The organism is Streptosporangium sp. NBC_01810, from assembly GCF_035917355.1.
Lineage (GTDB): Bacteria > Actinomycetota > Actinomycetes > Streptosporangiales > Streptosporangiaceae > Streptosporangium.
This window is the reverse complement of sequence record NZ_CP109070.1, coordinates 6,414,937-6,439,925: the sequence shown is the minus strand read 5'-3', so window position 1 is coordinate 6,439,925 and position 24,989 is coordinate 6,414,937. Positions and strand designations below refer to the sequence as shown.

Genomic DNA, 24,989 nt, shown 5'->3' with positions numbered 1-24,989 from the left:
CACGTGGACACGCCCGGCTGTTCGTCATGGGGCACCCGGTTTCGGATGGAACATAATCGCGATACACCTCAGCTGAAATCGAGTGGAAACAGGGGCTGGTGGGGTAGGTGTGACAGGCGAAATGCCGTTATAAGCAGGCCGGTCGGTAAAAGGTGCTGGACTCGGCGTCAATTGTCCGTGGGCAGAGGCTTCATATCCGCGTCCTTGCTGCGTAGACTCCCGGAACCGGCCAAGGTTTATCCTTCGGAGCGGCCCGCACGCGAGCCGCCCTCCGTGGGGGTCTGCAACTGGAAGCGGCACTGCCAACCATCCCGGATGTGCGCCGCCTCGCTCGTCTAACACCCATAGCAGCGCACTCCGGGCAGGACGTGTTCCCGTCTTGCCAAGGAGAGTCGGATGTCTGTGCTCCATCTCGCCGCTGTCGAAGAGCCAGCGGTATCCCTGAGTGGCTACCACTTCAACATCGTGATCGTGGTCGCCGTCGTGGCCCTGCTCGCACTCGCCGTCGCCGGCACACTGGTGCGGGAGGTGCTGGCCGCCGGCCAAGGCACCGAACGTATGCAGAACATCGCGCGAGCCGTCCAGGAAGGGGCTTCCGCGTACCTTACGCGGCAGTTCCGGACGCTCGCGCTGTTCGTCGTCCTGATCCCGTTCCTGCTGTACCTCCTCCCGGCGGAGACGACCGGCGTGAGGATCGGCAGATCGGCTTTCTTCGTTGTCGGCGCGTTGTTCTCCGCGCTGACCGGATTCATCGGCATGTGGCTGGCGGTCCGCGGCAACGTCCGCGTCGCCGCCGCCGCCCGCGAGTCGGGTGAAAAGGTCGCGATGCGGATCGCCTTCCGCACCGGCGGCGTGGCCGGAATGATCACCGTTGGCCTGGGCCTTCTCGGCGCGGCCGTGGTGGTGATCACCTACGGGGGCAACGCCCCGGCCGTGCTGGAGGGCTTCGGCTTCGGTGCCGCGCTGCTCGCGATGTTCATGCGAGTCGGCGGCGGCATCTTCACCAAGGCCGCCGACGTCGGCGCCGACCTGGTCGGCAAGGTCGAGCAGGGCATTCCCGAGGACGACCCGCGCAACGCCGCCACCATCGCCGACAACGTGGGCGACAACGTGGGCGACTGCGCGGGCATGGCCGCCGACCTGTTCGAGTCCTACGCGGTCATGCTCGTCGCCAGCCTGATCCTGGGCAAGGTGGCCTTCGGCGTCGAGGGACTGGTGTTCCCGCTGATCGTGCCGATGATCGGTGTGATCACGGCGATCATCGGTATCTTCGTCACCGCACCGCGCGCCGGCGACCGCAACGCGATGGCCGCGATCAACCGGGGTTTCTTCATCTCGGCGGCCATCTCGGCCGTCCTCGTCGCCGTCGCGGCCTACCTCTACCTGCCGGAGAGCTTCTCCGGACTGTCCGGTGTGAGCCCGGAGATCGCCGCGATCACCTCGGACCCGCGCCTGATCGCGATCGGGGCGGTGCTCATCGGCCTGGTGCTGGCAAGCGCCATCCAGATCCTCACCGGCTACTTCACCGAGACGAACCGCCGTCCGGTGCGGGACATCGGAGAGAGCTCCCGCACCGGTCCCGCCACGGTCATCCTGTCCGGCATCAGCGTCGGCCTGGAGTCGGCCGTCTACTCCGCGCTGATCATCGGAGCCGCCGTCTACGGGGCGTTCCTGCTGGGCTTCGGCAACGTCACCGTCGCGCTGTTCGCCGTGGCGCTGGCGGGTACGGGCCTGCTGACCACGGTCGGCGTGATCGTGTCGATGGACACCTTCGGCCCTGTCTCCGACAACGCCCAGGGCATCGCCGAGATGTCCGGCGACGTCGAGGGCGAGGGCGCCCAGGTCCTCACCTCGCTGGACGCCGTCGGAAACACCACCAAGGCCATTACCAAGGGCATCGCGATCGCCACGGCCGTGCTCGCCGCGACCGCGCTGTTCGGCGCGTTCCGTACGGCGGTCGAGGGCGAGCTGGTCAAGGCGAGCGCGTCCGCCAAGGAGGCGCTGGGCTCCTTCAGCACGTTCAGCCTGAGCGTCGACTCCCCGAACGTGCTGGTCGGCCTGATCATCGGCGCCGCGGTGGTGTTCATGTTCTCCGGCCTTGCGATCATGGCGGTCGGCCGCGCGGCCGGCCGGGTGGTCTTCGAGGTGCGCGAGCAGTTCCGCACCAAGCCGGGGATCATGGCCGGTACGGAGCTGCCCGACTACGGCAGGGTGGTGGACATCTGCACCCGCGACTCGCTGCGGGAGCTGGCCACGCCAGGTCTGCTGGCGGTGCTGACCCCGATCGCCGTCGGTTTCGCCCTCGGCTACGCGCCGCTCGGCGCGTTCCTGGCCGGTGCCATCGCGTGCGGCACGCTCATGGCGGTGTTCCTGGCCAACTCCGGCGGTGCCTGGGACAACGCCAAGAAGCTGGTCGAGGACGGTCACCACGGCGGCAAGGGCTCTCCGGCCCACGAGGCCACCATCATCGGTGACACCGTCGGTGACCCGTTCAAGGACACCGCCGGACCGGCGATCAACCCGCTCCTCAAGGTGATGAACCTGGTGGCTCTGCTGGTGGCCCCGGCCGTGGTGGCCTACGCCGACAACCCGGTGCTGCGCATCGGCATCACGGTGGTCGCGGTCGGCATCGTCGTCGCCGCGGTCGTCATCTCCAAGCGTCGTTCGGCGGGCATCGCCCCGACGGAGGAGAACAACACCGACCGCGAGCCGGAGCAGGTCTCCAGCTGAGCAAGGTTTGACGAAGGGGTGCACGGGCCGCGTGCACCCCTTTCGCATGTGCGGGCCCTCCTGGTGGGAAACTGGCCGGTATGGAACAGCAGCCCTCCGGAGGCAGAACACTCGTCCTCATCCTGCTGGCGATGGCCGCGGTGTTCGCGGTGATCGTGGGCCTCGCCATGTGGGCTTCGAGATGACGGCGCGCACGCTCGTCGTCCTGCGCCACGCCAAGGCGGTCAGCGCCGCCGGTCTCGCCGATCGCGAGCGTCCCCTAAGCAAGGACGGCGAGCACGACGCTCACAAGGTGGCTAAGGCCCTCGCCGGCCTGGATCTCCGCCCCGACCTGGTGGTCTGCTCGCCGTCGGTGCGGACCCGGCAGACCGCCGGCCTGGCCCTTCCCGATGCGGACGTCCTTTTCGAACCGGCCATCTACGAGGCCTACCCCGACGAGTTGCTGACGCTGATTCGACGGAGTGATCCGCAGGTGCGCACGCTGGTCCTGGTCGGGCACAACCCCGGCGTCCAGGAGCTGGTCAGGGAGCTCACCAAAGGTGACGACGACACCGGGTTCTCGCCCGGGGCGTTCGCCGTCATCGAGGTGGACGGCGAGTGGGCGGAGCTCGACGCCGGCCGGGTGGTCGCCTGGTGGAGCCCGAAGGGGCACTGAGGCCCGGCCCGGTCGAGGAACACCGGCCACGCAGAGCCACGCAAGCCGACGCAGAGCCACGCAAGCCGACGCAGAGCCACGCAAGCCAGCAAACCGCTGCAGAGCCGCGCAAGCCGCTGCAAAGTCACGCAGAGCCGCGCAGGCTACACAGGTCGCGCAGGCCATGCGGAGCCGCACAGGCAGTACCGAGGTGCGACGAAGGCACGGGTGAAGGCCCCGGGGAGCCTGACAGCGCACTCGGGGGCACGGGGCGCACAGGGCACTCGGGGGCGCTCGGGGGTGCTCGGGGGTGCTCGGGGGTGCTCGGGGGTGCTCGGGGGTGCCCGGGGCACTCGGGGAGGCGTGCCAGGTGTCCGTCTCCTGGGATTGGGGGTGGCATGCGGAGGATCGCCGACGCGCTGCGCGCCGACTTTCGGCCCTCCGGGCGTCCTAACTGGGGGTACGGCCTGCTGTGCATGCTGGTCGTCTCCCTCCCGTTGCTGCTCGGCGTCCTCCTCGGTCACCTCCAGGAGGGCGCCTCGGCGGCTCTGGGCGGCTATCTGACGCTCTTCGGTGATGCCCCCGGACAGCCGTACGGTGACCGGGTCAGAAGGTTGCTGGTCACCACGGCCACCGTCACGCTCGGCGCCGGACTCGGCGCGCTCATCCATCCCCACCCGTGGCCGATCGCCGCCGTGGTGGTCGGCCTGGTCGCGGCGGCGGCCATTTACTGGCGGGCGCTGGGCATACCCGCGATTCTCTCCGTGACCCTGACCTACTTCGCGTCTTCCACAACGGGCGTTCTGTTCCACATGGGGGCCTCGGCCTGCGGTGGCCTGCTGGCCGTGCTGCTGGTCATGGTGATCTGGCCGTTACGCCGCCTCCAGCCGCTTCGCAAGGCGGTGGAGGAGGCCGGTACGGCGCTCGCCGACCTCCTGGCCGCCGGAGGGCGGGCACCGCTCGCGGACGAGAGCTGGGAGTCGTTGCGCCGCCGGGCCGACACCGCGCTGAAGGACCTGGACAGGGCGCTCTCCCGCTACCGGGTCTCCCAGGAGGAGGACGGGTCGTCGGAGCGGCTCCCGGCCACGCTGACTCGCATCTTCCAGCAGACGATCGCGCTGCGCGTGCTGCGCGCGGCGGCCATGGAGGCGGGGATCGGGACGGAGTGGACCCGGGAACTGGACGAGGCGGTCGGGATGCTGGCCCGCGCGCTGCGAGAGGCGGTACTGCTCGGCGGCTCGGCCGGGATGCCGGGGGCGCTGGCCGCCGTCGGGCGGTTCGCCGACAGGGTGGAGGAGATCCGAAGGGGCGCCCGCGCGGGTGAGGTGCCGCTGCCCGGGGCCGCGCTGCTGGGGCAGGTGAGCCGGTGCGTGGACCGGATCGCGATGGCGGTGCGCTCGGTGGAGCGGCAGGCGGCCGAGGGTGTCGAGGTGGGGCCGCGCCTGCCGAGGTTCGTACGGTCCGGAAAACCGGTGATCACGGCCGGTTACCACCCGGTCCGGGTGGGCCTGGCGGTGACCGTGGCCATGGTGCTGATGCTGGTGATCCACGAGCACTATGCCAAGTGGTTCGTGGTGACCGTGGCCGTCAGTCTTCGCCCGACCTATCGCGACACGGTGGATCGGGTGCTGCTGCGGGTGCTGGGTACGGCCGTGGGCGCGGTGGCCGGGGCGGCGGTGCTGGCGGTCGCTCCGGGTCATCTGTATCTGACGTTGTTCATCTCTGTCTGCGCGGCGCTGGGCTTCGCGCTGCGCGGGTACAGCTATGGGTACTGGATGATCCTCGCCACACCGCTCTCGCTGATGCTGGCCGACTTCGCCCTTTCGCTCGACTGGGGTGCGGCCGCGGCCAGGGTGGTGCTCACGATCATGGGTGGCGTGCTGGCGCTGCTCTTCGCCCGGCTGCTGTGGCCCAGGGGGCACCGGGCCAGGCTGACCGCCCAGATCGCGGAGATGCTCGATCGGCACGCCGCGCTGGTGCGGTCACTGATCGACCAGGACCCCGAGGAGGTGAACGCCCGGATCTCCTCGGCGTCCGATGCCGCCGGGCGGCTCGCCGACTCACTCGACAGGCTGGACAAGGAACCGGGCGGCGGTGCGCCGCGACGCCTGCGGGATTCGGTGACGGCGGCCGGGCGGCTGCGGGACAACGCGCTCGCGCTGTTCGCGATACCGCCACCCGGGAACGAGCCCGGGCCCGCGATGACGGTCCTCGACCTGGTCGCCGACCGGTTGGAGAGGGCCGCGGAGGAGGTCAGGACAGAACGGCCGGGAACGCCGCCCGACGATCTGGACAGGGCTCTCGACGAGGTCGGCGCGTACGTGGACGAGTTGGCCGCCCGCCGCCTGGACGAGCTGGCCGAGGGGGTGGGCGACAGGATGACGGGCCTGCGGCGCGGCATCAGGCACGCCGCCGCCGCGCGGCCCGCCCTGCGGGGTCTCAGCGCCGAAGCCGTACGGTTGGCCTCCCTCACCGCCCCGAGGACCCGGTAGCCGCGATCGTCCGCGGAGCGAAGGCGGCCGGGGCGGGTGTGTTCAGCGGGCGGTGATGACGCCGTCCTCGGCGTCGGCGTCCTCCACCTCGGCACGGGGGATGCCGAGCAGGTAGAGGATCGAGTCGAGGTAGGGCACGTTGACCGCGGTGTCCGCGGCGCGGCGGACCACGGGCTTGGCGTTGAACGCGATGCCGAGGCCGGCCGCCGCGATCATGTCCAGGTCGTTGGCGCCGTCGCCGATGGCGACGGTCTGGCTGATCGGGATCCCCGCCTCGCGGGCGAAGCGCTCCAGCGCCCGCGCCTTGCCGGGCCGGTCGACGATCTCCCCGACGACCCGCCCGGTGAGCACGCCGTCGACGACCTCCAGGGTGTTGGCCGCGGAGTAGTCGATCCCGAGGTCGTCCACGAGGGCATCGGTGAGCTGCGTGAAACCGCCACTGACGATCGCGAACCGGTAGTCGAGCCGCTTGAGGGTCCGTACCAGCGTGCGGGCGCCCGGGGTCAGCACGAGTTCCTCGCGCACCTTCTCGAAGACCTCCTCGGAGAGGCCCTCCAGCAGTGCGACCCGGCGACGCAGTGACTCGGCGAAGTCGAGCTCGCCGCGCATCGCCTCCTCGGTGACCCTGGCGACCTCGTCCAGGCAGCCGGCGTGCGCCGCCAGCAGTTCGATCACCTCGGCCTGGATGAGCGTCGAGTCGACGTCCATCACGATCAGCCGCTTGGCCCTGCGGTGCAGGCCGGTCCGCTGCACCGCCACGTCCACCTGCTGGGCGTGCGCCTCGATGGCCAGCTCGGCCCGCAGGGTGTCGGGGTCGGCACCGGAGAGGGAGAGCTCGATGCAGGTCACCGGGTAGCTGGACAGGCGCTCGATCCGGTCGATGTTGGCACCGGCCGCGGCGATGCGCCCCGCGATGCCCGCCATGGCGGCGGGCTGCAGCGGTGCGCCGAGCACGGTGACGTTGAGCCGTCCCCTGCGCCGCTTCTCTTTCGGGTCGGAGCCGGTGGACATCTCCACGTGCAGACCGAGGTCCTCGGCGGTCCGTTCGACGGCGGTCCAGAGGGCACCGAGGGTGCCGCCGGTGCCGGTCGGTGGATCGCCCGCGTAGGAGACAAGGACGCCGAGGGTGAGCCGACCGCGGATGACGACCTGCTCCACGTCGGCGACGACGACGGGGAATCCGGCCAGGACCGAGAAGAGGCGTGAGGTCACGCCTGGTCGGTCCGGCCCGGTCAACGTGATCAGAAGCGTGCGCTGGTTCATCGGTTCCTACGCTACTTGGCTCCGGTTTCGACCGTGAATGTGGTTCATCATCCGGACGCCCGGAGTTCACGGAACGTCAGTGACCAGGGGGTGTCTGCTCCCTGCCCAGCTCAGCCGTCACCTCGGCCGCGGCCTGTTTGAGGGCTTCGGCGAGCGGGGAGTGGGTGCCCGTGGGAACCGAGGAGGTCGTGCCGACGATCGCCATCGCGGCCAGCAGAACCGGGCCGCGGAACACGGGGGAGGCGATGCTGCGCACGCCGTTGACGGAGGGGGTGTTGGCCGAGATGTTGTCCTCGCGGATCTTCACGAGTTCCTGGCGGAGCTCGGGGGAGGCGGCGAGTTGCGTTTCGAGGCCGGGAACATCCTCCGCGGGGAGGAAGGCGCAGAAGACCCGGCCCTGGGCCGACTCGGTCCGTGAGAGGCGGGAGCCCATCCGGACGCTGACCCTTATGGTGCGGTCGGTGTTGTCGTCGACGCGGACGACGACGGCGGTGTCGCCGTCCCAGACGCTCAGCACGACGGTCTCGTCGATCTCCCTGACCAGCCGCTGCATGTACGGCCCGGCGATGCCGATCACGGGCATGCCGACGCGGGCGGCGGCGGAGAGGGTGAGGATCTGCGGTCCCAGGGAGTACAGCGCCTCGCGCTCGTCGTAGCGCAGCAGATTGCTCTCACGCAGGGCCTTGGTGTATCGGTGCGCGGTGGCTTTGCTGGTGCCCAGGCTGGCGGTGAGCTGATTGAGCGTCAGGTGCGGGCGGCTCACCGTGAACGCGCTGAGGATCATCGCGGCCCGCTGGACGGTCTGGATCGCCGGGGTTCTGTTCTCGCCGGCGACCCCCTTCAGGCTAGGCGCGGGGTCGTCACCCATGTCGGTTCCTTCGCGTTATGTATGGAGGCTCAGCGACGGTATGCATTTTGCATTGCGAGACAGCATCCTGCCATTCATAACATTTAATGTCGATGTCCCTACTCGTCGACATCGCCGAGCGCGTGCCTGACGGAGATCCCGGCGTACAGGCGGGCGAAGCGCACCAGCGTCAGCGGATCGAAGACGTCCCGCCGGGGGTCGGCCGGATCGGCTCCGGCCGCCGGGCCGACCCTGGCGGTCGGGATCCCGTGGCCGCGCAGCACCACGCCGTCCGTCGAGCCCTTCCAGCCGGAGACGGCGGGCGGGGGTTCGCCGTGCTCGTCGTGCCAGGCGGCGATCGCGTGGCGGATCACCGGGGCGTCAGGTGAGGTCACCCCGGCGGGATGGACCATCCGCGCGTCCACGCTCACCCCGCAGCCGTCCAGCGGCCCGCCGGGGATTCCGGCCCGCATCCTGGCGAGTACGGTCTGGGCGATCTCGTCAGGGTCGTCGCCGGGGACGGTGACCAGGTAGAGGTGGAGCTCCACGACGCCCGGCAGCAGGTCGGGCTTCTCCAGGAGCCCTCCCCGTATCGCGCCGATGCCGGCCTCGGCGGCGAGCTGGCGTCCGGCGCCCGCCCTGGCCGCCACGTGCTCGGTGCGCCAGGACTCCAGGATCGCGGTGGCGGCGCCCAGGTTGGCGAGGAGCCCGCCACCGGCGTCCCTGGCCAGCACCGGCCGGTAGGGGCCGGTCAGCCGTACGCGAAGGAAGATCGCCCCCGGCTCCTCGTGGAGGACGCCGCGCGGGCCGCACTTGGCGACCACCGCGGCCGAGGGCAGCGGGTGTGACCGGAGATGCTCGTCGATGCCTGAGGGCCCCGCGGGGGCGAACGGCGACGAGTGCGTGCCGCCTGAGGCCAGGAGCAGGGAGAGGCGGTGCGGCAGGCCGTCGCGTCGCAGGGTCGCGGCCGCGGCCGCGTATCCCGCCAGCGCCGCGGCGGCAGGTGCGCGGGCGACGCCGAGGCCGAAACCCGCCAGCAGGCCGGACGCCGGATCGAGGGAGAGCGGCGCCACCGGTCCGTCGATCCCGGTCGCCCACCGGTCGTGTGCGACGTCGCCGGACAGGGAGGTGTCCAGGTGGGAGTAGAGGAGCAGCTCGGGCCCCGAGCCGCCGGTGGTGGACGTCAGGTTCGCCCCCTCGTCCCCGACCGCCTCGATGTTCCAGGGCAGCTCGGGCCAGCGGTTCCGGGCCCACGCCGCCAGCCGGGTCGCGGTCGCGCGCTCCCGGCCCCGAGGGCTGGGGCCGGCGGCCATCACCCGGATCGCCTCGATGATCGGCTCGCTGGAGATCGCCGCGACTGTGGCGTGCCGCAGGTTTCGCAGGGCGTCGCTCTTCATGCCCACATATTAACTCTATGCAAGACGCCATCTCGCATATTGACAATGCTTGCGGCTGGATCCTACTGTTCCCCCACGTTGCCGACGAGGGAGGACTGATGGTCTACGTCGTGACCGACGCGTGTGTGGACGTGCAGGACAGATCGTGCGTCGAGGAGTGCCCGGTCGACTGCATCTACGAGGGTGACCGGATGATGTACATCCACCCGGATGAGTGCGTCGACTGTGGCCGGTGCGAGCCTGTCTGCCCCGTGACGTCGATCTTCCATCAGGAGGACCTCCCGGCGGAGACGGCCAGGTTCGCCGAGATCAACGCCGGGTTCTTCGCCGATCTGGGCTCTCCCGGAGGCGCCAGGAAGATCGGCCGTACCGGCAGCGACCATCCCGCCGCGGTGCCTCCCGGCGGTGGGTCGTGACGGCGTACGACGTCGACCTAGTGATCATCGGCGCGGGCCCCTCGGGGCTGTACGGCGCCTACTACGCGGGCTTTCGCGGCATGTCCGTCGCCGTGATCGACTCGCTGCCCGAGCCCGGCGGCCAGATCTCGGCGCTCTACCCGGAGAAGGACATCTTCGACATCGCGGGGTTTCCCTCGGTGAAAGGCCAGCGACTGGTCGACGAGCTGGTGGCGCAGGCGGCGCAGGCCGATCCGCTCTTCCTGCTCGGGGAGAGCGCCTGCGAGCTGCTGCACGACGAGGAGGGCGTGGAGGTCGTCACCGACGCGGGCACCCGGGTACATGCCAAGGCCGTGCTCCTCACCGGGGGCATCGGCACCTTCACCCCTCGGGAACTGCCCGTGGGCGAGGACTACCTGGGCCGCGGGCTGCGCTACTTCGTCCGCAGGCTGGACGAGGTGGCCGGCCACGACGTCGTGGTGGTCGGCGGCGGCGACTCCGCGGTGGACTGGGCACTCGCCCTGGAGCCGCTGGCGCGCTCGGTGACGCTCGTGCACCGCAGGCCCGTCTTCCGTGCGCACGAGCGCAGCGTGGCGACGCTGCACACGTCGTCGGTACGGGTGCTGACGCCGTACGAGATCGCCGAGATCGGCGGCGACCCCCAGGTCGCGGAGGTCGTCGTCGAGAAGGTCAAGGAGGGCGACCGCATCACGCTGCCCGCCCAGACCGTCGTGGCGGCCCTCGGTTTCGTCGCCGACCTCGGGCCTGTCCAGAAGTGGGGCCTTGAACTGCGAAAACGGCACGTGCTCGTCGACCGGTCGATGAGGACGAACCTGCCCAGGGTGTTCGCCGCGGGGGACATCAGCGACTACGACGGCAAGGTCAGGTTGATCTCCGTCGGGTTCGGCGAGGCCGCGGCGGCGGTCAACAACCTGGCGCCCCTGGTGAATCCCGCCCTCGGTACCACTCCGGGTCATTCTTCCGATGCGGCCTGAGCTTGACAGTCGGTAGAGTCCGGTCCAACGAATGATCTGTGCGGAGGAGTCGGCATGGCGGATCAGGCGCACTCCGGCGACGCCGACGTGGCCGACGAGGTGCCCGCCATCCAGACGGTGCGGCGCGCCGCGCTGATCCTGAGTGGTTTCACCAGCGAGCACCCCTGGCTGAGCCTCAACGAGATCACCGCGCGGCTGGGGGTCAGCAAGCCCACGGCCCACCGGTACGCCAGGGCGCTGCGGGCGGCCAATCTGCTCCGCTACGACCCGCGCAGCGCGCTGTACTCGCTCGGTCCCCAGCTGCTCGGGCTGGAGGCCGCCGCGCGGGCCGGGCTGCCCATCGCCGCGGCCGCCGGACCCCACCTCGAACTGCTCATGCGCGAGATCAACCAGACGGTCGTGCTCAGCGTCTGGAACGGCGAGTGCCCGGTGGTGGTCGGCTGCGTGGACAACACCGTCGGCGATGTCCGGCTGAGCGTCCGCACCGGCTCGCAGCTCGACGTCGTCCGCTCGGCCCAGGGCCGGATCTTCTGCGCCTACCTGCCCGCGGGAGAGGTTCCCGGGCTCGCGCGGCGACTGCGGGCATCCGCGGAGCTGCGCGAACTCCTCAAGGAGGTCCGGCGGACCGGGATCGCGGTCAACTCCCCGGTGGACCACGGGGTACGCGTGCTCGCGGCGCCGATCTTCGAGGGTGACCAGGTGGTCGCCTCGATGGCGGTCCTCGGCACGGTGGCATCCCTCGCGGGCGACCTGGAGCCGCAGGCCGCCGCCGCGCTGCTGAGGGTGGCGCGCGACCTGTCGCGCGAGCTGGGCGGCACCGCGCCCGTCTGAGCGTGGGCCGGGTGGCGCCGCGCCCGTCTGAGCGCCGGGCTGGGTGGCACCGCGCCTGTTCGAGCGTGGGCCGGCGGGCTCGGAAGCGGAAATCACGGGTGGGCGGCCTGTCCCGTCGGCATGCGTTCTCGCTGATCAGACATTCTTTCCAGAAATCGCAGGTGGTCTCCGCAGCCGTCAAGCACGCCTGCAGTGTGACGCAATGCGAGATGTGATTCCGCATCTTGACACGCGCCAAGCGTTCCTCGTACGTTCATGAAGCCCGGTTGGCCTGGCACGACGGTGGGGAACCCCGCCACTGGCGCGACCGCCCGCCGATGCCCTGAGAAAAACCACCCCCCTGAACCCTCGCCGTCTCCCCCCAGAGCGGCGGCGAGAGGACTAGGAGCAAGCATGGGTATGCGACGCGCAGGGGCCGTCATGGCTTTCGCGACAGTTCTCCTCGCCACCGCCTGCGGCGGCTCGTTCTCCGGGGGGGAGGCATGAACCTGATCGCGACATCGCAGGGCCTGGCGCGTCTCGACGACGACGGCGCCGTCCTCCTCGACCTGCCCTTCGCCGATGTGGCGGAGATGCTCGCCGCGGGTGAGGGCTTCGCTCCCGCGCACGCCGCGCGGGAGCGGGACCGGATCCCGCTGGGAGAGCTCCGGCCCCCGCTGGGCAGCACCGGGGCCATCTGGGGGGTGGGGCTGAACTACCTGTCGAAGGCACGCCTGACCGGGAGGTCCGTCCCCTCCGCCCCCATCCTCTTCCTGCGGTCGCCCTCGGCGGTGTCCGCGCCGGGAGCGGAGGTGCCGCTGCCGCAGGACCGCTCCAGCCAGGTGGACTACGAGGGCGAGGTCGCCTTCGTGATCGGGCGGCCGATGCTCCGCACCCCGCCCGGTGAGGTGTGGGACCACATCGCCGGCATCACGGCGGCCAACGACATGACCGCGCGCGACGTCATGGTCGCCACCGCGACCCCCACCCTGGCCAAGAGCTTCCCCGGTTTCGGCGCGCTCGGCGCCTCGGTGCTCGAACTCTCGGCGGTCGACGACCCCGAGAGGATCGCGGTCAGGACCAGCGTGAACGGAACGGTTCGGCAGGACTCCAGCACGGCGGAACTGATCTTCGCCGTGCCCGAGCTCATCTCCAGGATCTCCCACTTCGCCGCGCTGCGACCCGGCGACGTCGTGCTGACCGGTACCCCGGCGGGCACGGGCCAGGACCGCGGGGTCTTCCTGTGTCCCGGCGACGAGGTGGAGGTGTCCGTCGCCGGTGTGCTGCCGCTGTGTACCCGGTACCGCTGAGTTTCGTGCTCCTGAAGCCCGCACAGTCCCCCATAGATGAGAGATGTGAGATGATCGAGATTTCGTTTGACCTTGTTCTGTCCGGCGGTACCGTCTTCGACCCCGTGGCGGGCACCCACGCGGTCACCGACGTGGCCGTGACCGATGGCCGCGTCGCGCGCATCGCGCCCTCGCTCGCCTCGCAGGCCCAGGAGGTCGTCGACTGCGCGGGGAAGTGGGTCCTCCCCGGTCTGGTCGAGGCGCACACCCACGTCTTCGAGAACGTCTCGAAGGTCGGGGCCCCGCCGGACGAGGCCCATCTGCGCCGGGGAGTGGTCGCCGCCGCCGACGCCGGTACGGTCGGCGCCTCGACCTTCGCCGCCTTCAACAGGTTCGTCGTCCAGCCCGCCGAGATGCGCCTGGTCAACTTCCTCAACGTCTCGGTGCTCGGACTGATCGACTTCCGCTTCGGCGAGCTGCTCAACCCGGACACGCTGGTCGCCGAGGACGCGCTGGCCGTGGCACGTGACAACCCGGACGTGGTCCGCGGCTTCAAGATCCGTCTCTCCGAGGACGTGGTCGGCTCCGCCTGGCGCTCGCTGCTCAAGAGCTCGCTCGACCTCGCGGCCGACGCGGGTCTGCCCCTCATGGTCCACATCGGGGAGACCGAGGAGCCGCTGCCCGAGGTCCTCGGGCTGCTCCGCGCCGGGGACATCGTCGCCCACTGCTACACCGGCAAGCCGCACGGCATTCTCGACGACGGGAAGGTCATCCCCGAGGTGCTTGAGGCACGGGCCCGCGGTGTGCTCTTCGACAGCGCCCACGGCAAGAGCAACCTCAGCTTCGAGGTCGCCAGGAAGGCGATCGCGGAGGGCTTCCTGCCCGACCTGCTCACCTCCGACACCAGCGCCAGGAACTGGCGCGGCCCGGTCTTCGACCTGGTCACCAGCGCCGCCAAGCTGCGGGCGCTCGGCATGTCCATGGACGACATCGTGCCGCGGATGACCATCGCCCCCGCCCGGCGGCTCGGCCTGGACACGGAGGGGTACGGCACCCTCGTCGAGGGCGGTCCCGCCCACGTCACGGTGCTGGAGGACACCGAGGAGACAACCCTGCCCGACGCGTCCGGCAACTCGATCGTGGCCCCCAGACTGGAGCCGGTCCTCGTCCTGCACGGCGGGCAGCGGGTGGAGACGACGCCCTGGCGCGGCCTGGACGCCGGCCGGTGACGCCGGTCGCCGAGGCGAGACGGAGACTGCGGACCGCGCTGGCCGGTGGAGGCCGGGTCGTCGGCACGTTCGTCAAGCTGCCCACCGTCGACAGCGTGGATCTCGCCCGGCAGGCCGGGTTCGACTTCGTCGTCGTCGATCTGGAGCACTCCTCGCTGCCGGTGGAGACGGTGATCTCCCTGGTGCGACATGCCGCCGCGACGGGCGTCCCGGCCCTGGTCCGGGTGCCCGTCGTGGATCCGCCGCTGATCAACAGGGTGCTGGAGGCGGGCGCGGCGGGAGTTCAGCTCTCCACGCTGACCGCCGCGGCCGAGACCGCGGCCCTGGTCGCCGCGGCCCGCTACGCCCCCCACGGGCGACGGAGCATCAGCCTCTCCCATCCGAGCGCGGGCTTCGGCGCCGTGGACCTGGCGACGTACCTGGCGGCGGAGGCGGCGGAGCCGCCCCTGCTCGTCGGGCAGATCGAGACCGCCACCACCCGCGACCCGCTGCCGGAGCTGCTGGACGGCCTGGACGTGGCCTTCGTCGGGACCACCGACCTGGCCGTCAGCCTGGGCCTCCCCGGTGCGGAGGCGCTGCTCGCGCGGGTGGGGGAGATCGTCGACGCGGCCCGTTCCGTCGGGGTGGCATCGGGCGGCTGGCTCGCCCGCGCGGACGCCGAGTCGGCCGCCGGGAGCGGCCTCGGCGCCGCGCGTTACCTCATCGTCGGCTCGGACCTGCAGCTCCTCGGTTCGGCCCTGCGCGAGGTAATGGACAAGTGGGATCAATGAAAGGAACGCCCGTGTTCAACCAGCGGCTGTACGCCACCGCCGTCAACTGGGACGACATCCCCGCCACCGAGATCCGGCCGGGTGTCCGGCGCAAGGTGTACTCCACTGACGAGACCATGCTCGCCTGGCACGAACTGGCCGTCGGCATGACGCTCAACCCGCACAAGCACGACGACTTCGACCAGCTCGTGCTGATCCTGCAGGGCAGGTGCAACTACTACGTCGACGGCGTGCCGCACGAGATGTCCGCGGGTTCGATGATGCTGGTCCCCCGGGGGTCCGAGCACTACGTCGAGCCCACCGAGGGGCCGTGCGTCAACGTTGACGTGTTCAGCCCCCCGCGGGCGGACTTCGGCGACTCCGTCTGGCTGCCCGGGAGCTAGCATCCCGGCCGGTCCGGAGGCTACAGCCCGAAGTCGGCCTTCCTGATCAGGCAGTGCACTCCCTTGACCTGGTCGACGACCTGGCTGATCTCGAAGTCGGCCGCCGCACTGAGGTAGGCGAGCGCCCTTGAGGGTTCCATGCCCTGGGTGAGTTCGAGGAACGTCACGGCTGCCCGTACGGCACGCCGCATGGCCTCGTTGAGGTCTGTGTGCAGGCCGACGGGGAGCCAGTGGGTCGAGGTCTCGGCGAACGGCTCGCCGAGCGCGCCGAGGAGCGTGCCGGCCTCCTCGGCGGGGATCACCGACAGGCGCAGCGTGGCGCGCAGCGGTGCCTCAAGCGCCGTCAGGGCGACCTCGCCGTCGCCCTGGGCGTAGTGCGGATCGCCCGCGTAGAACCCGGCACCCGGGACCTGTACCGGCAGGTAGAGGCTGGACCCGACCCGCAGCTCGTTGATGTCGAGGTTCCCGCCGAAGGAGCCGGGCGGCACCGAGTGGACCGGGTCGCCGGTGTCGACCGCCACCCCCATCAGGCCCAGGAACGGGGCGAGCGGGAAGCGCGCCGCCCGCCCCGTGCCGAACGGGATGACGCCGTGCAGGCGCCCGGCCTCCTCGACCACCTCGGTGAAGACGCAGACGCTGTTGTACTCCCGTGCGCCGTCCGTGAGCGGGCCGGTGTCGGCGGCGGTCTCGGGGAACTCCTCGGGGAGCGCGCCGTAGCCGTGCCTGCTGCTGATGAACCCGTACGGCGCCCGGATCAGCAGGCTGAGCACGTCGATCCTGAGCACGTCGCCGGGTCGTGCCCCGGCGACGGAGATCGGTCCTGTCACCACGTGCGGGCCGTCGTTGTCGTAGTCGTGGGCGACGTCGGACGCGGCCAGGTCGCGTGCGTCGGTGAGCACCCGGTCGGCGCCGACGCCGAACCCCGCGAGGTAGGAGACCGGATCACGGCCCTGGTCCTCCAGGATTCCCTCGTGACTGAGAGTATCGATGGTGACGGTGTCGCCGGACTCGACGTGGAGCACGTGCTGGTGATCGCGGTTGGGCAGCAGGCCCCAGAGGCTGGTGTCCGGGCTGGTGGGGAGGTAGTGGGAACCATCGATGCGGCCGGTCTTCGGCTGGAGCATTGTCCCTCCACGGGGGATACGTCGCTGTCACCGGCTGAGAAAACTCGACAGGTGTTGCGTCGTCGTTAACGGGGAGTAACCGAAGATTTCGGTGCGAAGACTGGCACTTGACACCGCGAGGGCGCGGTAGCAGCATCACATAGCGAGATGGCATCTCGAATTCTCGTTCAAAGTCCGTAGGAAGGCCAGGCGCCGCGATGACGCAGCTGACACAGGGATATCCGCTCTCCTCCCTCGTGAAGGAGGACGGGGAGGCGTTGTCGTTCAAGGTGCACAGATCCGCCTACCGGTCCCAGGAGGTCTTCCAGGAGGAGATCTCCAAGATCTGGGGGCACACCTGGCTCTACCTCGGCCACGAGACGGAGATCCCCAAGGCGGGTGACTTCAAGACGAGGACCCTCGGCGGGCGCCCGCTGATCTTCTGCCGCGACTCCTCCGGCGAGATCCAGGTCTTCCTCAACTCCTGCACCCATCGGGGCACCGTGCTGTGCCGCCACAGCGAGGGCAACACGAAGTTCTTCCAGTGCTTCTACCACGCGTGGGTGTTCAGCAACTCGGGTGATCTCTCGGCGCTGCCCGGCGACGACGCGTACGTCGACGTGCCGGAGTTCCGCGAGGCGATGAGGCTGCGCTCCGTGCCCAGGGTCCAGAGCCACGAGGGTTTCGTGTTCATCGCCTTCGACCCGGACGTGCCCGACCTGATGACCCACCTCGGCAAGGCCGCCCACTACATGTCGCTGACCGCGAGGATCGGCCCCGCGGGCATGGAGACCGTGCCCGGGGTGCAGCTGTACTCGGTCAAGGGCAACTGGAAGCTCGCGGTCGAGAACGCGATGGACGGCTACCACTTCGCGCCCACCCACAACACCTTCGTGGGCTACCTGCGCGAGACCGGCTTCGCGGTCACCGACGACGACCAGTACGCCTACGACCTCGGCGGCGGCCACGGACTGCTCATCCTGACCGGCCACAACGGGCGGATCGGCATGGTCTGGGAGCCGAGGTTCGGCGAGGCGGAGAAGGATCGCACCGTCGCCAAGCGCCAGGAGATGGAAGACCGGCTCGGCCCCGAGCTCGCCAAGGAGATCGCCGACGCCAGCCGCATCCTCTTCGTCTTCCCCAACCTGCTCCTGTTCGACCTGGAGGCGCTGACCATCCGCCAGATCGATCCGGTCGCAGCCGACCAGACCAGCGTGCGGGCCTGGCAGTTCGTCGAGGTGGACGAGCCCGCAGAGGTGCGGGCACTGCGGATCAAGACGATGGTCAGCTTCGTCGGCCCCGGCGGCCTCGCCACGCCGGACGACATCGAGGCGTACGAGGCGGTGCAGCGCGGTATCGAGGCGACCGCGAACGCGGCGGACCCAGGCTTCGACTGGAGCGACATGTCGCGCGGCATGGCCAACGAGCAAAAGGGCAACCAGGGCCGTTCCATCGACGAGGGCGCGATGCGCAGCTTCTGGCGTCACTGGGCCGGCGTCGTGGGCCGGGACTGAGCGGGCCGGGACCGAGTCGATGGACGGTAAGAAGAGTAAGGAGAGCGCCGTGGGCGGCAGGACCATCACCCGGCACGAGGTGGAGGACTTCCTCTATCGCGAGGCGTCGCTGCTCGACGAGTGGCGCCTCGACGAGTGGTTCACCCTCTTCGAGGAGGGCGGACGCATGGAGGTCGCCACCACCGACTGGAAGGGCTGGGACAGCGCCTCGGCCGGCTCCTTCATGTGTGACGACTACGACCTCATCAAGGCCAGGGTGAAGCGGCTCAAGAGCCGTAAGGCGCACGCGGAGAACCCGCACTCCAGGACCCACCGGATGATCTCCAACGTGATCATCCTGGAACAGGGCGACAAAACGGTCTGGGTGAGTGCCAACTTCATCATCCACCGCTACCGCGACGGCGGGGCCTACAGCTACGTGGGCCGCTACGAGCACGTCCTGCTGGTCGAGGACGAGGGGCTCCGCTTCAGGCTCCGCAGGTCGATTCCCGCCATGGAGGCCATGGACGCGGGCGCACGACTGAGCTTCATCCTCTGATGATCAAGCACATGCTGGTCTTCCGCTTCAAGGAGGACGTGCCGGCCGAGACGGTCGCGGCGGTCCTGGCGGAGCTGGAGACGTTCCCCGGCAAGTATCCGGCCATGCGCGACTGGGCCTGCGGTCCCAACGTCAGCACGCGCGACACGAGCATGACGCACGGCTTCGTCGTCGGGTTCGACTCCGAGCAGGAGTTGCTGGACTACCTGCACAGCTCCTCGCACGAGGAGTTCGTACGGCTGCGCTGGCGGCCGGTGATCGAGCGGCAGGCCATCGTCAGCTTCCACTGCTGACCCCGCCGCGCCGCGACGCCCGCGCCGGCACCACACGACGAGCACGTCACGAAGGACCAAGCACGTCACGAAGGACCAAGAAGGAATGAGGAAGGCACCATGACAGCTGACGCCCGTCCCCGGGCACCGTACGGGATGGAGTACGCCCGGATCGCGGTGCCGGATATGGCCGCGACCATTGAGTTCCTCCAGTATCACGTGGGTCTCCAGCTTGAACAGCACGACGACGAGTACGCCTACCTCCGTGCCGACATCGAGCACCACTGCGTGGAACTGCTCCACGAGCCCGGCAGGGAGACGTCGCACACGGTCGCGATCGGCTTCAGCGTGGAGTCCGACGAGATCCTCGACGACCTGAGGGAGAGGGTGATCGCGGCGGGGCTGGAGGTGCTGCCCCTGCAGGATCGGATGAAGGGCCTGTGCCAGCGCGGCTTCGGTGTGAGCGACCCGAACGGGCTGATCGTGGAGCTGTTCACCGAGTTCCAGGAGTACGCCGAGGCTCCTGTCATCGAGCTGCGCCCGCTCGACCTCGTGCACCCCTTCATCGCCACCGACAGGTACGACGAGTCCCTGGCCTTCTACACCGGGGTGCTCGGCTTCATGGCCTCCGACTACGTCGGGGACGGCACCGTGTTCCTGCGGGCCGAGGACCGTTACCACCACAGCCTGGCCCTGCAGCGCAACAACGAGTACTACGTCGCCCACCTGTGCTTCATGATGAAGAGCCTCGACCACGTCATGCGCGGCAGGGCGCGCGCCCTGTACAAGGGCGTGCCGATCGCGTCCGACATGGTCAACCACTCCGCGTCGACCTCGATCGCCTTCTACATGTTCGACCCCAAGCACGGGCCCAGGTTTGAGCTGTGCGACGGTCACCGGGTCTTCACCCCCGAGGAGCACGAGACGCACCGGCCCCGCAGGATGGCCCTCGACCCGCGCAACATCGACGTCTGGCGCGCCGCCGCCGACGACTGGGGCCGCTTCTGAGCGGTGTTCCCGAACGGAGAAGGCGAGGAGCCCCGGCCTGTGGCAGGACGGGGCTCCTCGTTTCTCGTCAGGTACGGTCAGCGAACGATCTTGGTCTTGACCTTCTTCACGAAGTACCAGCTCTTGGTGCCCAGGCGCTCCAGCTCGTCCCGGGAGAGGGTCTCGGCCCCGGTCGGGACGTCGTAGGAGTCGACGCCCAGGATGGCCTCGGCGGTTCGCCCCGACTTCTTGCCGAGCTTCACCGTGATCTTCATGGTCTCGTATTCATCGACATCAACGGCGTAGGGGGTCCAGCACCAGAAGCCGTCTTGGTAGTTGTCGCATTCCGTGCCCTTGGCCGCGGAGACCGAGGTGATTTTGGAGTGCTTGGGCAGCAGGCCGCCCATGAAGAAGTAGTCGGCCTTGTAGGGGCCCTTGTTGACGGCCTTGATGGTGTAAGTGATTTTTCCGCCGGACCTGACCTTCTTCGGCGCGGAGACGCTGACCGCGAAGGAGGCGTACGGTTCGTCCGCTGACTTGACCGCCGCCGTCGGCGCCTGCGTGGAAGCGGCGGAGGCAGGGGTGGTGAGCAGCATGCCGCCGGCCAGCGGGGCGACCAGAGCAAGAGCGACGATCTTGGAGATCGGGTGGCGCATCGAACGTCTCCCAGCTGAAGAGTCAGTGGGACGCAAGGGGCGTCCCATAAAGTTCCAGCGTTTTACCACATATATAGATGTGGAGAGAAATCATATTTCACTACGATCGTCGCTGTTTTTGGTGATTGCCCCAGGTAGGACGGCGGCACGCGTGGAATTCCTGGTTAGCGGAGGACCCGGGTCTTCACCCGCACGTACTTGACGTCGCTGCCGATATCGATGCCGTGGATGTCGAAGGTGCCAAGCCCACCTGCGGGAACGTCGATCGAGGCCGAGCCGAATTCGGCGGTCGCGGTGCCCCTGGCGCTGTTCTTCAGCCAGACCCTGACCTTGATGGTGGCCGACTTCCCGGGGTTCAGGGTGTCGAGCAGGCAGCCCACCTCGCGACCGGAGGTCTCGCAGTACGATCCGGCGGGCTTGCGGATGACGCGGACCTTGGAGACCTGCGAGGGAAGGTAGCCGCCGACGTAGGCGATGTCGGTGTACCACCTGCCCACGTTCTTGGTCGTGAGTGTGTAGATGTACGAGTCACCCGCCCAGGCCCTGCGCGGGTAGGTGACGGTCAGCTTCAGCGGCGCGAGCGGCTGGTCGGCGTGGACCGTCCCCTGCGGGGCGGCGATCTGGGGAGCCGCGGCGTTCGCGGTTCCCGGGGTGAGCAGCATGCCTCCCGCCAGGGCGATGGCGGCGAAGGCGGTCAGGTGCCGGCGCATTTCTTTACTCCAGTCGGAATTCGGTGATCCCCCGTTGGTTACTGCGACCAGCATGCGGGGGCCCACTTGGAAAACCCTTGTGACTGACTGGCCGGCCGAACGGTGAGCAGGTGGACGACGCACAGGGGGCCGCCGAACGGCGACTCCCGACTCTCGTCAGGCCGAGGCTGGAGTCGTTCTGTGAGTTCCGTGAGTTCCGTGAGTTCCGTGAGTTCCGGGAATGAGGGCCGGGACGCCGTGTCGGCTGGGACCGTCGCCGAGGGCGCTCGTGCCGACCTCGGTCAGTGCCGGGGAGGCCGATGAAGCCGGGCGTGCGGGACAGGACCCAGGCCGCCCTCTACGCGGTGCGGAACGGCCTGGCCTGACCAGCGTGCCGGGTCAGATGTCCTTCTTCTCCTCGCGCCGGCCCGGCGGTGGCGGCGGCGGCGGGGGAGGCGGCGGTGGTGGCGGGGTGTAGGTCCTGCCCCCTCCGCTCTTGGGCTTGGGCTTGGGTGGCGCGGGGTGGACGATCTTGGTTTTCACTGTCTTGAGGTAGTACCAGTTGGGGAAGGCCAGTCGCTTCCACTCATCGCGGCCAAGCTCGCCGCCCCCGGTCGGGACGTTCCAGGTGTCGGCACCGAGCCTGGCGACCGCGGTGCCCTTGGTCCGCTTGTTGAGCTTGATCCAGATGCGCACCGTCTCCGACTCGCCCTTGTCGAGGGCCCAGGGGGTCACGCACCAGAAGCCGTCGGTGTAGAAGTCGCAGTCGGTGCCCTTCGGACCCTTGTAGTAGACGGTGCGGCTGATGCCTTTGGGCAGGAGGGTCCCTCCCACGTAGAAGTAGTCGGCCTTCTGCGGTCCCCGGTTGGTGACCTTGACCTCGTACATGAACTCGCTGCCGTTCCTGACCCGTTTCGGGGCCTTCACCGAGACCTTGAAAGCAGACCAGGGCCTGTCCTGCCTCGTCGCGGACGGGGTCGCGGCCGAAACGTCCGTGCGGGTTGCCGACGGGACGTTGGAGGAGGCCGGGGACTGCGCGTTCGCGGCGGCGGAGGAGGCACTGGGGACGATCGCGAGTGGAGTGATGAGGCCGAGACCTAGGAGCGTGCCGAAGCTTCGGCGCATGGGCGTCTCCGCACGAGCTAGGGGTGACCGTAGTCACCATTTGTTTCAACGATTATGACTTAAGTAGGACACGCCAGAAGAGCGAATGATCTACCTGAAGATTAGTTATTTGCGTATCTTTGGTGACTCGGGGACAGCGGCGGTTCACAGGCTGGACAAAGGGGAGGCTCAGGTGCCGGATACGAGCCCGCTGCGCAGGGAGGACCCGGAGTCACTGGGGGACTACCGGCTGCTCGGCCGCCTTGGCGAGGGGGCGCAGGGTGTGGTCTACGCGGGCCGGGGGCACGACGGGGTGATGGTGGCGATCAAGCTGCTCCATCCCAGGCTGAGCGACACCGGCATGGACGGCGACAGGTTCCTTCGCGAGGTCTCCGCCGCACGCCGGGTGGCACCGTTCTGCACCGCTCAGGTGCTGGGCGCCCACATGGACGGTGACCGCCCCTACATCGTGAGCGAACTGGTGGAGGGGGTCTCCCTGCAGCGGGTGGTGCAGGCCGAGGGGCCCCGCGGCGGCAACGTGCTCCACCGGCTCGCGGTCGGCACCGTGACCGCGCTGGCCGCCATCCACCGGGCGGGCATCGTGCACCGCGATTTCAAGCCCAGCAACGTGCTGCTCGGTCCCGACGGACCCCGCGTGATCGACTTCGGTATCGCCAGGGCTCTCGACTCGGCGATGACCGTGACGAGCGGGGTGGTCGGCACCCCCGCCTACATGTCGCCGGAACAGGTCTCCGGGCATCGGGTCGAGCCCTCCTCCGACATGTTCAGCTGGGCGCTGACGATGGTGTTCGCCGCGACCGGGCGGCCCGCGTTCGGCCAGGACAGCGTGCCCGCGGTCATCTACCGGGTGATGAACGGGGAGCCCGACCTGTCCGAGCTCCCCGACGCGCTGCGGCCGATCGTCGCCTCATGCCTCAGCAAGCAGGCCGAGGAACGGCTCAGCGCCTCCGAGGTGCTGTTCGCGCTTCTGGACACCCAGTCCGATGAGGCTCCCACTCCCGCTTCCGCTCCCACCCCTGCTTCTGCGCCCGCTTCCGCTCCCACCCCTGCTTCTGCGCCCGCTTCCACTCCCGCTTCCACCCCTGCTTCCGCTTCCGCGCCCGCTTCCACCCCTGCTTCCGCTTCCGCGCCCGCTTCCACCCCTGCTTCCGCTTCCGCGCCCGCTTCCGCTTCCGCGCCCGCTTCCGCGCCCGCTTCCACTCCCGCGCCCGCTTCCACTCCCGCTTCCACTCCCGTGCCTTCGCCCGCCGCCCCGTCCACGCCGCCCGCTCCTGAGACGTTGTGGGTGCGGCCGTCGGGGACGGATCCGGAGGGCGGGGAGCCCGGTGCCGCCCCCGGCCGCGCCCCGGGCGGCAAGGCGGGCGCCTCCCCCGGCCGTCCCGACGGTGCCGCGCGGAGCGAGCCCGGTACCTCTCCCAGTGGCTCATCGGCCGGCCCTCCGCCCGCGGTCATTCCCTTCGCCTCACCCGCGGGGCCGATGCGCTACCCAGGCAACCTGACGCCCGTCGGCCGGCAGGCCACATCCCCGCAGGGGGCGTATCCCCCGCCGCCGCCGCGGCGCCCCGACCTCTTCGGAGACTCGCTACCCGTCGCGCCCGGCGAGCACAGGTCGCGGAGCAGGCGGGCCGCCCTCGTGACCGGGGTGCTCGTGGGAGCCCTGGCTCTGGCCAGCGCCGTGCTGGTGGCGGTGCCGAGCATGCGGATCGATCCCGCGGTGAGCTCCCCGGCTCCCGGTGACGGTACGCGGACGTCGCCGTCCCCAACCCTCTCCACGCGGTCCCCTGCAGCCGCCTCGCAGGCTCCCACGCAGGCCCCGACACCTGTCACCCAGGATCTGACCCCGGCCCCCACGGTGAGCCTCACGACAGGGCCGGCCTCCGAGCCGTCCGAGCCGCCCGCCCTGCCGCCCACCGCGGTGCTCTTCGACGGCCAGGACGGCAAGACGCTCAAGGGGCACAGCAAGGCCGTACAGTCCCTCGCCAAGATCGAGATAAAGGGCAGGCCCACGGTGGTCTCGGGCAGCCAGGACGGTTCGCTCGGGATCTGGGACCCCGCCAAGCACAAGAGGCTCCACCGGCTCCGCGGCCACCGGGGCGAGGTCTACGCGGTCGCCACCGTCACCTTCGGCGGCAAGCCGTACGCGGTGACCGGCGGCTACGACCACTCCGTCCGCCTGTGGAACCTGAAGACCCGCAAAGGCAGGGTTCTGGGCCACCACCCCATCGCGGTCTTCTCCGCCGCGGCGGGCGTCGTGAACGGTTCACCGCTCGCCGTCACCGGGGACGGCGACGGCACGCTCTACTTCTGGAACCTGAAGAGCCGCAGACTGCTCAAAGTCATCTCCGCGCACCGCGACGACGTCAACTGGCTCGCCTTCGGCAAGATCGGAAAGCGCTCCGTCGTCGTGTCCGCCAGCGCCGACAGGACGCTGAAGATCTGGGACCTCGTCACCAGGAAGCGATATGGCAAGGTCTACAGGGGGCACAGCGGGCGGGTCTTCTCGGTGGCCTTCGGCAAGCTGGGCGACCGCACCGTGATCGCCTCGGGCGGCAAGGACAAGAGGATCAGGATCTGGGACCCGAAGACCTCCAAGACCATCGGCAAGCCGTTCAAGGGCCAGGGCGGCAACATCTACTCCCTGGCGTTCGGCACGGTGGACGGGCGCACCGTGCTGGTGTCGGGCAGCACGGACGGGACCGTCCGGCTCTGGGACCCGGCCAAGGGCAGGCCTCTCGGCAAGGCGATCAAGGCACACAAGGGTGGGGTCTACTCGGTCACCGTCATCACCGTCGGCGACCGTATGGTGGTCGTCTCGGCCGGCAAGGACCGCGCCGTCAAGCTCTGGAAGCTGACCTCCAGCCGGTAGCCCGT

General features: G+C 69.6%; 22 protein-coding genes. 15 read left to right on the top strand and 7 right to left on the bottom strand.

Annotated features, from left to right (window positions below):
• Positions 1–396: 396 nt before the first annotated feature.
• From OIE13_RS28795 to OIE13_RS28785, 3 genes are all read left to right on the top strand, one after another.
• Positions 397–2,730, top strand: coding sequence for a sodium-translocating pyrophosphatase (locus OIE13_RS28795; protein ID WP_326646726.1), 2,334 nt, complete (start codon positions 397–399; stop codon positions 2,728–2,730).
• A gap of 181 nt (positions 2,731–2,911) precedes the next feature.
• On the top strand, positions 2,912–3,385 hold the full coding sequence (locus OIE13_RS28790) for a SixA phosphatase family protein (RefSeq protein WP_326828965.1): 474 nt from the start codon (positions 2,912–2,914) through the stop codon (positions 3,383–3,385).
• A gap of 377 nt (positions 3,386–3,762) precedes the next feature.
• Positions 3,763–5,856, top strand: coding sequence for an FUSC family protein (locus OIE13_RS28785; protein ID WP_326646728.1), 2,094 nt, complete (start codon positions 3,763–3,765; stop codon positions 5,854–5,856).
• Positions 5,857–5,898: 42 nt separating this feature from the next.
• Here the strand turns inward: OIE13_RS28785 and serB are convergent, their stop codons facing one another.
• From serB to OIE13_RS28770, 3 genes are all read right to left on the bottom strand, one after another.
• Complete coding sequence (serB, locus tag OIE13_RS28780) at positions 5,899–7,119, bottom strand: phosphoserine phosphatase SerB (RefSeq protein ID WP_326646729.1); 1,221 nt, start codon at positions 7,117–7,119, stop codon at positions 5,899–5,901.
• Positions 7,120–7,195: 76 nt separating this feature from the next.
• Positions 7,196–7,987: an IclR family transcriptional regulator gene (locus tag OIE13_RS28775; protein ID WP_326646730.1), complete on the bottom strand. Its 792-nt coding sequence runs from the start codon at positions 7,985–7,987 to the stop codon at positions 7,196–7,198.
• 98 nt (positions 7,988–8,085) lie between these two features.
• Positions 8,086–9,363, bottom strand: coding sequence for a hypothetical protein (locus tag OIE13_RS28770; protein WP_326828963.1), 1,278 nt, complete (start codon positions 9,361–9,363; stop codon positions 8,086–8,088).
• 98 nt (positions 9,364–9,461) lie between these two features.
• On the opposite strand from OIE13_RS28770, the gene fdxA reads away from it, so the two are divergent.
• The 7 genes from fdxA (at position 9,462) to OIE13_RS28735 (ending at position 15,234) form a co-directional block, all read left to right on the top strand.
• Positions 9,462–9,779: a ferredoxin gene (gene fdxA, locus OIE13_RS28765; RefSeq protein WP_326646732.1), complete on the top strand. Its 318-nt coding sequence runs from the start codon at positions 9,462–9,464 to the stop codon at positions 9,777–9,779.
• Positions 9,776–10,753: an NAD(P)/FAD-dependent oxidoreductase gene (locus OIE13_RS28760; protein ID WP_326646734.1), complete on the top strand. Its 978-nt coding sequence runs from the start codon at positions 9,776–9,778 to the stop codon at positions 10,751–10,753. The genes fdxA and OIE13_RS28760 overlap by 4 nt, the downstream gene beginning before the upstream one ends.
• Positions 10,754–10,807: 54 nt before the next feature.
• Positions 10,808–11,584: an IclR family transcriptional regulator gene (locus OIE13_RS28755; RefSeq protein WP_326646735.1), complete on the top strand. Its 777-nt coding sequence runs from the start codon at positions 10,808–10,810 to the stop codon at positions 11,582–11,584.
• Between the two features lie 482 nt (positions 11,585–12,066).
• Entirely contained in the window at positions 12,067–12,873 is an 807-nt protein-coding gene (locus OIE13_RS28750) for a fumarylacetoacetate hydrolase family protein (RefSeq protein ID WP_326828962.1), read from the top strand.
• A gap of 50 nt (positions 12,874–12,923) precedes the next feature.
• Positions 12,924–14,081 (top strand): amidohydrolase family protein, encoded by a 1,158-nt coding sequence (locus OIE13_RS28745; RefSeq protein WP_326828961.1) that lies wholly within the window; start codon positions 12,924–12,926, stop codon positions 14,079–14,081.
• Positions 14,078–14,851, top strand: a complete 774-nt coding sequence (locus tag OIE13_RS28740) for an HpcH/HpaI aldolase family protein (RefSeq protein WP_326646738.1) — start codon at positions 14,078–14,080, stop codon at positions 14,849–14,851. Before OIE13_RS28745 ends, OIE13_RS28740 begins: the two co-directional genes overlap by 4 nt.
• A gap of 11 nt (positions 14,852–14,862) precedes the next feature.
• Positions 14,863–15,234 carry a cupin domain-containing protein gene (locus OIE13_RS28735; protein ID WP_326646739.1) on the top strand — a complete coding sequence of 124 codons (372 nt, stop codon included), beginning with the start codon at positions 14,863–14,865 and terminating at the stop codon, positions 15,232–15,234.
• 20 nt (positions 15,235–15,254) lie between these two features.
• Here OIE13_RS28735 and OIE13_RS28730 read toward each other — a convergent pair whose 3' ends face one another.
• On the bottom strand, positions 15,255–16,358 hold the full coding sequence (locus OIE13_RS28730) for an acetamidase/formamidase family protein (protein WP_326646740.1): 1,104 nt from the start codon (positions 16,356–16,358) through the stop codon (positions 15,255–15,257).
• Positions 16,359–16,555: 197 nt separating this feature from the next.
• On the opposite strand from OIE13_RS28730, the gene OIE13_RS28725 reads away from it, so the two are divergent.
• The 4 genes from OIE13_RS28725 to OIE13_RS28710 all read left to right on the top strand — a co-directional run bounded on the left by OIE13_RS28725 (position 16,556) and on the right by OIE13_RS28710 (position 19,669).
• Positions 16,556–17,851: an aromatic ring-hydroxylating oxygenase subunit alpha gene (locus tag OIE13_RS28725; RefSeq protein ID WP_326646741.1), complete on the top strand. Its 1,296-nt coding sequence runs from the start codon at positions 16,556–16,558 to the stop codon at positions 17,849–17,851.
• A 19-nt stretch (positions 17,852–17,870) separates the two neighbouring features.
• Positions 17,871–18,389, top strand: a complete 519-nt coding sequence (locus tag OIE13_RS28720) for an aromatic-ring-hydroxylating dioxygenase subunit beta (RefSeq protein WP_326646742.1) — start codon at positions 17,871–17,873, stop codon at positions 18,387–18,389.
• Entirely contained in the window at positions 18,389–18,682 is a 294-nt protein-coding gene (locus OIE13_RS28715) for a Dabb family protein (RefSeq protein WP_326646743.1), read from the top strand. The genes OIE13_RS28720 and OIE13_RS28715 overlap by 1 nt, the downstream gene beginning before the upstream one ends.
• Before the next feature lie 99 nt (positions 18,683–18,781).
• Positions 18,782–19,669: a VOC family protein gene (locus OIE13_RS28710; protein WP_326828960.1), complete on the top strand. Its 888-nt coding sequence runs from the start codon at positions 18,782–18,784 to the stop codon at positions 19,667–19,669.
• A gap of 77 nt (positions 19,670–19,746) precedes the next feature.
• On the opposite strand, the gene OIE13_RS28705 is transcribed toward OIE13_RS28710, so the two are convergent.
• The 3 genes from OIE13_RS28705 to OIE13_RS28695 form a co-directional block, all read right to left on the bottom strand.
• Positions 19,747–20,304, bottom strand: a complete 558-nt coding sequence (locus tag OIE13_RS28705) for a hypothetical protein (RefSeq protein WP_326646745.1) — start codon at positions 20,302–20,304, stop codon at positions 19,747–19,749.
• 164 nt (positions 20,305–20,468) lie between these two features.
• Complete coding sequence (locus OIE13_RS28700) at positions 20,469–21,014, bottom strand: hypothetical protein (RefSeq protein ID WP_326646746.1); 546 nt, start codon at positions 21,012–21,014, stop codon at positions 20,469–20,471.
• A gap of 378 nt (positions 21,015–21,392) precedes the next feature.
• Entirely contained in the window at positions 21,393–22,118 is a 726-nt protein-coding gene (locus tag OIE13_RS28695; protein ID WP_326646748.1) for a hypothetical protein, read from the bottom strand.
• Between the two features lie 172 nt (positions 22,119–22,290).
• On the opposite strand from OIE13_RS28695, the gene OIE13_RS28690 reads away from it, so the two are divergent.
• A complete protein-coding gene (locus OIE13_RS28690; RefSeq protein ID WP_326646749.1) occupies positions 22,291–24,984 on the top strand; it encodes a protein kinase domain-containing protein in 2,694 nt (897 codons plus the stop codon).
• Positions 24,985–24,989: the final 5 nt, after the last annotated feature.

What these genes read in the sequence shown, in the direction of transcription:
- fdxA (WP_326646732.1), top strand. Translation starts at nt 9,462, where the DNA reads ATGGTCTACGTCGTGACCGACGCGTGTGTGGACGTGCAGGACAGATCG.
- OIE13_RS28770 (WP_326828963.1), bottom strand. Translation starts at nt 9,363, where the DNA reads ATGAAGAGCGACGCCCTGCGAAACCTGCGGCACGCCACAGTCGCGGCG.
- OIE13_RS28705 (WP_326646745.1), bottom strand. Translation starts at nt 20,304, where the DNA reads ATGCGCCACCCGATCTCCAAGATCGTCGCTCTTGCTCTGGTCGCCCCG.
- OIE13_RS28720 (WP_326646742.1), top strand. Translation starts at nt 17,871, where the DNA reads ATGGACGGTAAGAAGAGTAAGGAGAGCGCCGTGGGCGGCAGGACCATC.
- OIE13_RS28710 (WP_326828960.1), top strand. Translation starts at nt 18,782, where the DNA reads ATGACAGCTGACGCCCGTCCCCGGGCACCGTACGGGATGGAGTACGCC.
- OIE13_RS28700 (WP_326646746.1), bottom strand. Translation starts at nt 21,014, where the DNA reads ATGCGCCGGCACCTGACCGCCTTCGCCGCCATCGCCCTGGCGGGAGGC.
- OIE13_RS28745 (WP_326828961.1), top strand. Translation starts at nt 12,924, where the DNA reads ATGATCGAGATTTCGTTTGACCTTGTTCTGTCCGGCGGTACCGTCTTC.
- OIE13_RS28715 (WP_326646743.1), top strand. Translation starts at nt 18,389, where the DNA reads ATGATCAAGCACATGCTGGTCTTCCGCTTCAAGGAGGACGTGCCGGCC.
- OIE13_RS28755 (WP_326646735.1), top strand. Translation starts at nt 10,808, where the DNA reads ATGGCGGATCAGGCGCACTCCGGCGACGCCGACGTGGCCGACGAGGTG.
- OIE13_RS28785 (WP_326646728.1), top strand. Translation starts at nt 3,763, where the DNA reads ATGCGGAGGATCGCCGACGCGCTGCGCGCCGACTTTCGGCCCTCCGGG.
- OIE13_RS28795 (WP_326646726.1), top strand. Translation starts at nt 397, where the DNA reads ATGTCTGTGCTCCATCTCGCCGCTGTCGAAGAGCCAGCGGTATCCCTG.
- serB (WP_326646729.1), bottom strand. Translation starts at nt 7,119, where the DNA reads ATGAACCAGCGCACGCTTCTGATCACGTTGACCGGGCCGGACCGACCA.
- OIE13_RS28725 (WP_326646741.1), top strand. Translation starts at nt 16,556, where the DNA reads ATGACGCAGCTGACACAGGGATATCCGCTCTCCTCCCTCGTGAAGGAG.
- OIE13_RS28775 (WP_326646730.1), bottom strand. Translation starts at nt 7,987, where the DNA reads ATGGGTGACGACCCCGCGCCTAGCCTGAAGGGGGTCGCCGGCGAGAAC.
- OIE13_RS28730 (WP_326646740.1), bottom strand. Translation starts at nt 16,358, where the DNA reads ATGCTCCAGCCGAAGACCGGCCGCATCGATGGTTCCCACTACCTCCCC.
- OIE13_RS28695 (WP_326646748.1), bottom strand. Translation starts at nt 22,118, where the DNA reads ATGCGCCGAAGCTTCGGCACGCTCCTAGGTCTCGGCCTCATCACTCCA.
- OIE13_RS28750 (WP_326828962.1), top strand. Translation starts at nt 12,067, where the DNA reads ATGAACCTGATCGCGACATCGCAGGGCCTGGCGCGTCTCGACGACGAC.
- OIE13_RS28790 (WP_326828965.1), top strand. Translation starts at nt 2,912, where the DNA reads ATGACGGCGCGCACGCTCGTCGTCCTGCGCCACGCCAAGGCGGTCAGC.